Origin of the sequence: Flexivirga sp. (assembly GCF_051955415.1) — a bacterium.
GTDB lineage: Bacteria > Actinomycetota > Actinomycetes > Actinomycetales > Dermatophilaceae > Flexivirga.
On record NZ_JBQCGS010000109.1, the window covers coordinates 1 to 8,112 of the forward strand.

Sequence of the window (8,112 nt, forward strand, 5' to 3'; positions counted from 1 at the left end):
AATCGAGCCGAGTTCGTACTCCTCTCGGTCAGTCCCTGCTCCTCTCGGTCAGGTCGGCCGGCTCAGGCCGACCGTCCTTCCCCGGCGCGATAGGTGGACAGCTGCGGGCTGAAGCTGTCGGCGCTGGCGGCCTGCCAGTCCGCGGCCCACGAGTGCGGCGCACCCTGCAGCAGCTCACCGGGCTGCAACCAGGTGAACAGCTCGGCGTAGCTGCGACTCTCCTGCGGTGAGATGTTGTGCCGCAACATGTGCGGGCTGAGCTCGTGCGGCTCCCGCACGCCCAGTGTCGCCATGATCTGGGCGGCCTGCTCGACGGTCGCCCGGTGGTAGCGGTGCACGCGCTCGCTCTTGGTCGGCACGTCGAGCCCACGGGCGCGCCGTTTGCTCTGGGTCGCGACACCGACGGGGCATTTGCCGGTGTGGCACTCCTGCGCCTGGATGCAACCCACGGCCATCATCATGGCGCGCGCCGAGTTGGTGTAGTCCGCACCCTGGATGAGGCGCTTGACGATGTCCGCGCCACCGGCGATCTTGCCGCTGGCGCCCAGCTTGATGTCGTCCCGCAGGCCCGTGCCGACCAGTGCGTTGTGCACCGTCATCAGGCCGTGGGTGAGCGGCATACCGACGTGGTCCTCGTATTCGAGCGGTGCGGCACCGGTGCCGCCCTCCGAGCCGTCCACGATGATGAAGTCGGGCGCGGTGCCGACCTCGCGGATCGCCTTGCAGATCGCCAGCACGTCCCGTCGCGAACCGACGCACAGCTTGAAGCCGGCGGGTTTGCCGCCGCTCAGCTCGCGCATGCGGGCGATGAACTCGATGAGTTCCACCGGCGTGTCGAACACCTTGTGCCGCGCCGGACTGACGCACTTCTCGCCCTCGGGCACGCCGCGGAACTGCGCGATCTCGGCGGTGACCTTGGCCGCGGGCAGCACCCCGCCGATGCCCGGCTTGGCACCCTGGCTGAGCTTCAGCGAGACGCACTTCACCTGGTCGTCGGACGCCTTGTCGCGGAACTGCTCGGGGTCGAAGTCACCGTCCTTGGTCCGCGTGCCGAAATAGCCTGAACCGATCTCCCAGACCAGATCGCCACCGAACTCCTGGTGGTATGGCGTCAGGCCCCCCTCGCCGGTGTCATGTGCGAAGCCGCCGAGCTGCGCACCCTTGTTGAGCGCCCGGATCGCGTTGGCCGACAAGGCGCCGAAGCTCATCGCCGAGACGTTCAGCAGGGACATGTCGTAGGGCTTGGCGCAGTCCGGTCCACCGACCCGCACGCGCGGTGGAGCGTCCGGCTTCTCCAACGGAGCGGTCGAGTGCACCAGCGCCTCGTAACCGGCCTGGTCGACATCGCGCTCGGTGCCGAACGGTTGCTCGCCGTGGGTGCCCTTCGCCCGCTGGTAGATGATCGAGCGGGTGTCGCGGTCGAACGGCCGGCCGTCCCAGTTGCGCTCGATGAAGTACTGCTGGATCTCCGGACGGATGTCCTCGAGCAAGTAGCGCAGATGGCCGACCACGGGGTAGTTGCGCAGGACCGCGTGCTGCCGCTGCGCCAGGTCACGCATCGCCAGCCCCACGATCGATCCCGCGGTCGCCGCGGCCGTCACTTGCTGCCATCGCACCATTCGTGTGCTCCTCGTGTCGTTGTCTTCGGTCATGGTGCCGGGTGACGCTCGAATGTCGCTCGATCGCCCTCCGGCGCCGGACGGCTGCCTCCGTCATCATGGTCGGACTCGGCTGCGTCGTGGGCGACGCCGCCGGGTCCGTACGATGTTCGGGTGCTGCTGCCCCTCACCACTGTGCTTATCGCATTGCTCGCGGTGTTGGCCATTGACGCGGCGTACCTCACCGTGCGCGGCCGCGCGGTCGACAACCCGATGTTCTACCTCGCCTGCGCGGCCGAACTGGCGGTCATCGCGCAACTGGTGGTCGGGATCGTCCGCCTGGGGGACGCCGATGCGCACATGTCCAAGGGGCTGTTCGTCGCCTACCTGGCCGGCCTGGTCTGTGTGCTGCCGGTGGCGGGATTCTGGGCGATCGCCGAACGCGAATCCCGGTGGGGGACCGGCGTGCTGCTGGTGGCGACGCTCGGCCTGCTGGTGATGGTCGCCCGGCTGCTGCAACTCTGGAACGGATCATGAACACACTCGACAAGCTCGCAGCGCGCTCCACGAAGCGCGCGGGCGGGAGGACCGGGATCAACAGCGGTCCCGGCCGGATGCTGGTCGCGGTCTACGGCCTGCTCGGTCTCGCCGCGACCGGCCGCTCGATCATGCAGATCGCGCAGACCTGGCCCGACCAGCACCTGCCCTACTGGCTCTCGGCCGTGGCCGCGGTCGTCTACCTGGTCGCGACGGTCGCACTCGCCCGTGGCGACCGGGCCAGCGCGCGGGTGGCCCTGGCCACGATCAGTTTCGAACTCTTCGGCGTCCTCGCCGTCGGCATCTGGTCGTATGCCGACCGGGCCGCCTTCGTGGCACAAGGCAGCGCCGGTGACACGACCGTGTGGTCCAGGTTCGGCCAGGGCTACGGCTACGTGCCGTTGATCCTGCCGATCCTCGGCCTGTGGTGGCTGCGCCGGAACAAGACGCACTGACCGGGCCGGACGATGCAGGAGCGTATGGCGCACAAGGCGACGATGGCCGACATCGCCCGACGGCTCGGCATCTCGCGTGCGGCGGTCTCCTATGCGCTCAACGGTCAGCCCGGTGTCGCGGCCGAGACCCGTGCCCGGGTGCTGGACCTCGCGGTCGACCTGGGCTGGCACCCGAGCGCGAGCGCCCGTGCGCTCAGCGGATCGGGGATCAAGGTCATCGGCCTGGCACTGTCGCGTGCCGCGGAGTCCTTCGCCGTCGACTCGTTCTTCTTCGAGTTCCTGGCCGGGGTCGAGAGCGTGCTGGCCGAGCACGGCTGGAGCCTGCTGCTGCGGGTGATCGGGGACGCGCCGGCGGTCGAGGTGGAGACCTACCGCCGGTGGTGGGGTGAGGGACGGATCGACGGGGTCATCCTGGTCGACGAACGCCATCGTGACGAGCGAATACCGGCGGTCCAGCAGATCGGCCTGCCCGCGGTGCTCTGCGGTGGCCCACGGCAGAGTGGCTCGATGCCGTGCATCTGGACCGACCAGGCCGCCGACAGCGCGCTCATCGTCGACCATCTCGCGGCGCTCGGCCACCGGCACCTGGCGCACGTCAGCGGCCCGCGGGCGTTCGCGCACGAACGGGCCCGCCAACGCGGCATACGCACCGCCGCCCGCCGGCACGGCATCCGCGTCGAGACCGTCGAGGGCAGCTACGCGCCCGACTCCGCCACCGCCGCCGTGCGCCGGCTGTTCGCGGCGCCGGACCGCCCCAGTGCGCTGATCCTGGGCAACGACCACATGGCGGTCGCCGCACTCCGCGCGCTCCGTGAGACCGGGCTGTCCGTTCCCGGCGACGTCTCACTGGTCAGCTGGGACGACTCGCCGTTGACGCGAGCCGTCGACCCGCAACTGACCGCGCTGTCCCGGGACAACCAGGCCTACGGACGGCAGGCGGCCACGGCGCTGCTGGACCTGGTCGCCGGAGCAGACCCGGGACAGGTGCAGGTGCCGCGCTCGCGGCTGGAGGTTCGCGGCAGCAGCGCACCCGTCCGGCCGGCACCCTGACGAAGAGCTGACGAACGAGACTCTTCCCGGCATACACTTAACCGCGTAAGTTGCGACAGCAGAGGAGCATCCCGTGACCGTGCAGTTTCCTGCCGACTTCGTCTTCGGAGCGGCGACGGCGTCCTACCAGATCGAGGGCGCGGTGGCCGAGGGCGGCCGGCGGCCGTCGATCTGGGACACCTTCAGCCACACACCGGGCAAGGTGGAGCGTGGCGAGACCGGCGACGTCGCCTGCGACCACTATCACCGGGTCTCCGAGGACGTGGCGCTGATGCGGCAACTGGGCTTGGACAGCTACCGCTTCTCACTCGCCTGGCCGCGCATCAAGCCGGACGACGGCCCCGTCAACCCGGCGGGCCTGGCGTTCTATGACGAGCTGGTCGACGAGCTGCTGGCCGCCGGTATCGAGCCGGCGGTGACCCTCTACCACTGGGATCTGCCTCAGGCGCTGGAGGACCGCGGTGGCTGGCGCGAGCGCGACACCGCCGAACGCTTCGCCGACTACGCGGCCGTCGCTGCCGACCACCTCGGCGACCGGGTGAAGCGGTGGATCACCCTCAACGAGCCGTTCTGTTCCTCGATCCTGGGGTATGCCGACGGCGTGCACGCTCCGGGCGCCCAGGAGGGCGAGGGCGCGCTCAAGGCGGCACACCACCTGCTGCTCGGCCACGGGATCGCGGCGCAGCGGATCCGCTCGTCGGTCCCCGGGGCGCAGGTCGGCATCACGCTCAATCTGGCGTCGGTGCAACAGGTTTCGGAGTCGTCCGCCGATCTGGAAGCGGCCCAGCGCAACCTGCTCATCGGCAACCTGATCTTCACCGACCCCGTTCTCGCCGGCAGTTATCCCGAGCTCGGCAAGCAGGTGTGGTCGCCGATCACCGACTTCTCCTGGATCGCCGGTGACGACCTGAGCACGATCGCCCAGCCGTTGGACTTCCTCGGCGTCAACTTCTACTTCCCGAGTCGTCCCCGTGCGGTCGCCCACCAGGTGGCGGATCCGGCGCAGCGGGTCGCGTCCGACCTCGGCTTCGAGTCGGTGCTGCACGAGGGTGAATACCTCACCGAGATGGGCTGGCCGGTCGACGCCGGCGCGTTCACCGCGCTGCTGACTTGGCTGCAGGGCCGCTACGGCGATGCCCTGCCCCCGATCCACATCACCGAGAACGGCATCGCCTGTCCGGACGTCGTCGGCCCCGACGGGCGGATCGACGACCAGGATCGCATCCGGTATGTCGGGGACCACCTCAAGGCGGTCAAGGACGCGATGGACAAGGGCGTCGACATCCGCGGTTACTACGTCTGGTCACTGATGGACAACTTCGAGTGGGCGCGTGGTTACCAGCCCCGCTTCGGGCTGCTGCACGTCGACTACGACACCCTGCAGCGCACTCCGAAGGCCAGCTTCGACTGGTACCGGAACGTCATCGCCACCCACCAGATCCCCTGACCGAGCGGACACAAAAGCGCTGAGCGGACACGAAAACACGCGCGAAAGCAGCGTGTATTCGTGTCCGCTCAGTATGGATGTTGTCCGCTCGGTGCGGTGGGTGGGCGCTACGCGGTGGGTGGGCGCTACGCGGTGCGGTGCTACGCGCCGACGAGTATGGCGAACGACCCGGCCCGCACCGGCAACTCGTCACCGACGGGGACCGAGGTGCTCGGCAGCTGGTCGGGCCTTTCGTAGCTGCTGTCCCAGGACAGCTGCCACGTGCTGACGCCGGTCTGCGCGGGCAACCGGACGGCGGTGTCCTGCGCCCGGCCGTTGAGCACCAGCAGGATCCGGTCGTCGTCCACGTCGGAGCCGTCGAAGACGACCTGCAGGACGCGGGTGCGCCCGTCGTTCCACTGTGCGGCGGTCATGATCGAGCCGTCGGCGGCGTGCCAGTGCAACGCTGCCAGTGCGTCGCCGTCGATGGGGTCGCCGGGGAAGAAGTTGCGCTGACGCAGCACCGGGTGTGCGGCACGGAACTGTGCCAGGAACGCGGTGGTGTCGGCCAGGTCGCGCTGCGCGTCGTCGAGATCCCAGTCGTACCAACTGATCTCGTTGTCCTGGCAGTAGGCGTTGTTGTTGCCCCGCTGGGTGCGCCCGAACTCGTCGCCGCCCAGCAGCATCGGCACGCCGGCGGAGACGAACAACGTCGCCAGCAGGTTGCGGATGGCCCGTCGTCTGCCGGCCTCGACGTCCGCACCGGCGGATTCGTGCCCCTCGACGCCGAAGTTCCAGGAGCGGTTGTTGTTGTTGCCGTCGCGGTTTCCCTCGCCGTTGGCCTCGTTGTGCTTGCTGTTGTATGCCGTCACGTCGGCCGCGGTGAAGCCGTCGTGCGTGGTCACGATGTTGATCGAGGCCAGCGGCGACCGCGGCGCGAAGAGGTCCCTGGACCCGGCCAGCCGGGTGCCGAGGTCGCTCACGCCGTGACCGGCGTGGCCGTCCCGGTCGGCTGCCAGGTCGGTCAGCCAGAAGCTGCGCACGGTGTCCCGGAAGCGGTCGTTCCAGTCACCGAACGGCGTCGGGAACTGGCCGGTCCGCCAACCGTGCGAACCGACGTCCCAGGGCTCGGCGATCAGCTTGACGCGGGAGAGCACGGGGTCGGTGCGCAAGGCCATCAGGAAGGGATGGTCGGGGTGGAACGCATCGTCGGAACCGCGTGCGAGCGCGGGCGCCAGGTCGAAGCGGAAGCCGTCGACCCGCATCTCGGTCGCCCAGTAGCGCAGCGAGTCCAGCACCATCCGAATGGTTTCCGGCTGTCGCATGTCGAGGGTGTTGCCGCAGCCGGTGACGTCGACGTCGTTGCCACGCTCGTCCAGCCGGTAGTAGCCGGCCGACGACAGGCCGCGCCAGGACAATGTCGCGCCGGCATCGCTGCCCTGCTCGCAGGTGTGGTTGTAGACGACGTCCAGGATCACTTCCAGGCCCGCCTCGTGGAGCAGCTTGACCATGCCCTTGAACTCGTGGATCGCGTCCTGCGGAGTGTGCGCCGACGCGTATGCCGGATGCGGGGCGAAGAAGCCGAGTGTGTTGTACCCCCAGTAGTTGGTCAGTCCCCGGCGCACCAGCTCCGGCTCGGAGGTGAACGCGTGCACCGGCAGCAGCTCCACGGCCGTCACGCCGAGTCTGGTCAGGTGCGCGACGGTGGCGGGGTGCGCCACTCCGGCATACGTGCCGCGCAGGTGTTCGGGCACGTCCGGCAGCTGTTTGGTCAGCCCGCGCACATGGGTCTCGTAGAGCACCGTGCGGTCCCACGGCGTGTGCGGCGGGCGGTCGTCCCCCCAGTCGAATCCGTTGCCCACCACCACGCTGCGCGGGACGTATGGCGCACTGTCGCGGTCATCTCGCACGCCATCGTCGCCGGACAGGTCGGCACTGACCGCGTGCCCGAAAACCTCCGGGCGCCAGTCGACTTCGCCTACGATGCCGCGGGCGTAGGGGTCGAGAAGCAGCTTCGCGGAGTTGTAACGGTGGCCGCGGACCGGGTCCCAGGGACCGTGCGCCCGATAGCCGTAGAGCTGACCGACCCCGATGCCCGGGACGTGGCCGGCCCACATCCCGTGAGCGTGCTCGATCAGTGCCACCCGCTGCTCGACGCCGGTCTCGTCGAAGAGACACACCTCGACGCCGGTGGCGGCGCCGGCATACACGCTGAACTCCACGCCCGAGTCGTCAGCGGTCGCGCCGAGCGGGGGTGGGGCGTCGGGGGAGGTGCGTGCGGTGGCGGTCGGTGTTTCGGGCACCCGCAGAGGTTAGTCGCCCAGCCCGCCGCGACCCGGGAAGTGCTGGCCGCGGGGCAGGTGAAGTAGCGTGGGTCACATGACAGATCCGACTTCTTTGCCCAACTTCGCCCCGCCCGCCTCGGCGCCGGCCGCGCCCGCCGGCGACGGTCAGCTGCAGGGCCGCGTGATGGCTGCTCTGCAGGAGGAGGGCTTCCGCCCCGAGCTGGATGCCGACGGCGACGTCAGCTACAAGGTCGAGGGCCAGCAGCTCTTCGTGCGCTGCGTCGACGGCGAGCCCGCCATGATGCGCGTCTTCGGTCAGTGGCAGATCACCGATGACCTCCCGCAGGACATCACCAAGCAGCTGCTCGCGGCCAACGACGTGTCGCTGAGCCTCAATATCGTCAAGACCGGTCTGGCCAACGGCAACCTCATCGTCACCGGCGAGCACCTGGTCTCCGCGGCCGACGACGTCAAGACGCTCGTGCAGTCGACGACCCAGATGGTGCTGACCGCGGTGCAGCTGTGGCACCAGGCCGTCACCAGCGACGGCCCGCACGCGGCCAACTCGGCCGAGGCTCCCGCCGTCGCCCAGACGCTGGCCAACGCCGCACAGGGCGACGCGTCCACCCAGCAGTAGGACCGCACTGCGCAGGTCAGATCCTCCCGCCGGGGGCGGGGGGGGGGGGGATATCGGGGGGCCCCCCCGCCCCCCGGGGGTGGGGGCGCGACAGGATATGGGCGGGGTGAGATCCCAGGGTAAC

At 69.5% G+C, this 8,112-nt stretch carries 7 protein-coding genes; 5 read left to right on the top strand and 2 right to left on the bottom strand.

The features are described 5' to 3' along the window. Positions 1-62 precede the first annotated feature (62 nt). Positions 63-1,619, bottom strand: coding sequence for an FMN-binding glutamate synthase family protein (locus ACTHL4_RS17880; protein ID WP_440284124.1), 1,557 nt, complete (start codon positions 1,617-1,619; stop codon positions 63-65). A gap of 153 nt (positions 1,620-1,772) precedes the next feature. Here ACTHL4_RS17880 and ACTHL4_RS17885 point away from each other — a divergent pair, with 153 nt between their 5' ends. From ACTHL4_RS17885 to ACTHL4_RS17900, 4 genes are all read left to right on the top strand, one after another. Further along, the gene (locus ACTHL4_RS17885) at positions 1,773-2,135 is read left to right on the top strand and encodes a hypothetical protein (RefSeq protein WP_440284125.1); all 363 of its coding nucleotides are present in this window, start codon (positions 1,773-1,775) and stop codon (positions 2,133-2,135) included. Beyond that, entirely contained in the window at positions 2,132-2,590 is a 459-nt protein-coding gene (locus ACTHL4_RS17890) for a hypothetical protein (protein WP_440284126.1), read from the top strand. Before ACTHL4_RS17885 ends, ACTHL4_RS17890 begins: the two co-directional genes overlap by 4 nt. 24 nt (positions 2,591-2,614) lie before the next feature. After that, positions 2,615-3,640 carry a LacI family DNA-binding transcriptional regulator gene (locus ACTHL4_RS17895; RefSeq protein ID WP_440284127.1) on the top strand — a complete coding sequence of 342 codons (1,026 nt, stop codon included), beginning with the start codon at positions 2,615-2,617 and terminating at the stop codon, positions 3,638-3,640. Between the two features lie 73 nt (positions 3,641-3,713). Beyond that, positions 3,714-5,087 (top strand): GH1 family beta-glucosidase, encoded by a 1,374-nt coding sequence (locus ACTHL4_RS17900; protein WP_440284128.1) that lies wholly within the window; start codon positions 3,714-3,716, stop codon positions 5,085-5,087. A 140-nt stretch (positions 5,088-5,227) separates the two neighbouring features. Here the strand turns inward: ACTHL4_RS17900 and glgX are convergent, their stop codons facing one another. Then, positions 5,228-7,369, bottom strand: coding sequence for a glycogen debranching protein GlgX (gene glgX / locus ACTHL4_RS17905; protein WP_440284129.1), 2,142 nt, complete (start codon positions 7,367-7,369; stop codon positions 5,228-5,230). 76 nt (positions 7,370-7,445) lie between these two features. On the opposite strand from glgX, the gene ACTHL4_RS17910 reads away from it, so the two are divergent. After that, positions 7,446-7,988, top strand: a complete 543-nt coding sequence (locus ACTHL4_RS17910; protein WP_440284130.1) for a hypothetical protein — start codon at positions 7,446-7,448, stop codon at positions 7,986-7,988. Positions 7,989-8,112 lie beyond the last annotated feature (124 nt).

Coding starts and splice junctions, on each gene's coding strand:
- ACTHL4_RS17880 (WP_440284124.1), bottom strand. CDS start 1,619: ATGGTGCGATGGCAGCAAGTGACGGCCGCGGCGACCGCGGGATCGATC.
- ACTHL4_RS17890 (WP_440284126.1), top strand. CDS start 2,132: ATGAACACACTCGACAAGCTCGCAGCGCGCTCCACGAAGCGCGCGGGC.
- ACTHL4_RS17895 (WP_440284127.1), top strand. CDS start 2,615: ATGGCGCACAAGGCGACGATGGCCGACATCGCCCGACGGCTCGGCATC.
- ACTHL4_RS17910 (WP_440284130.1), top strand. CDS start 7,446: ATGACAGATCCGACTTCTTTGCCCAACTTCGCCCCGCCCGCCTCGGCG.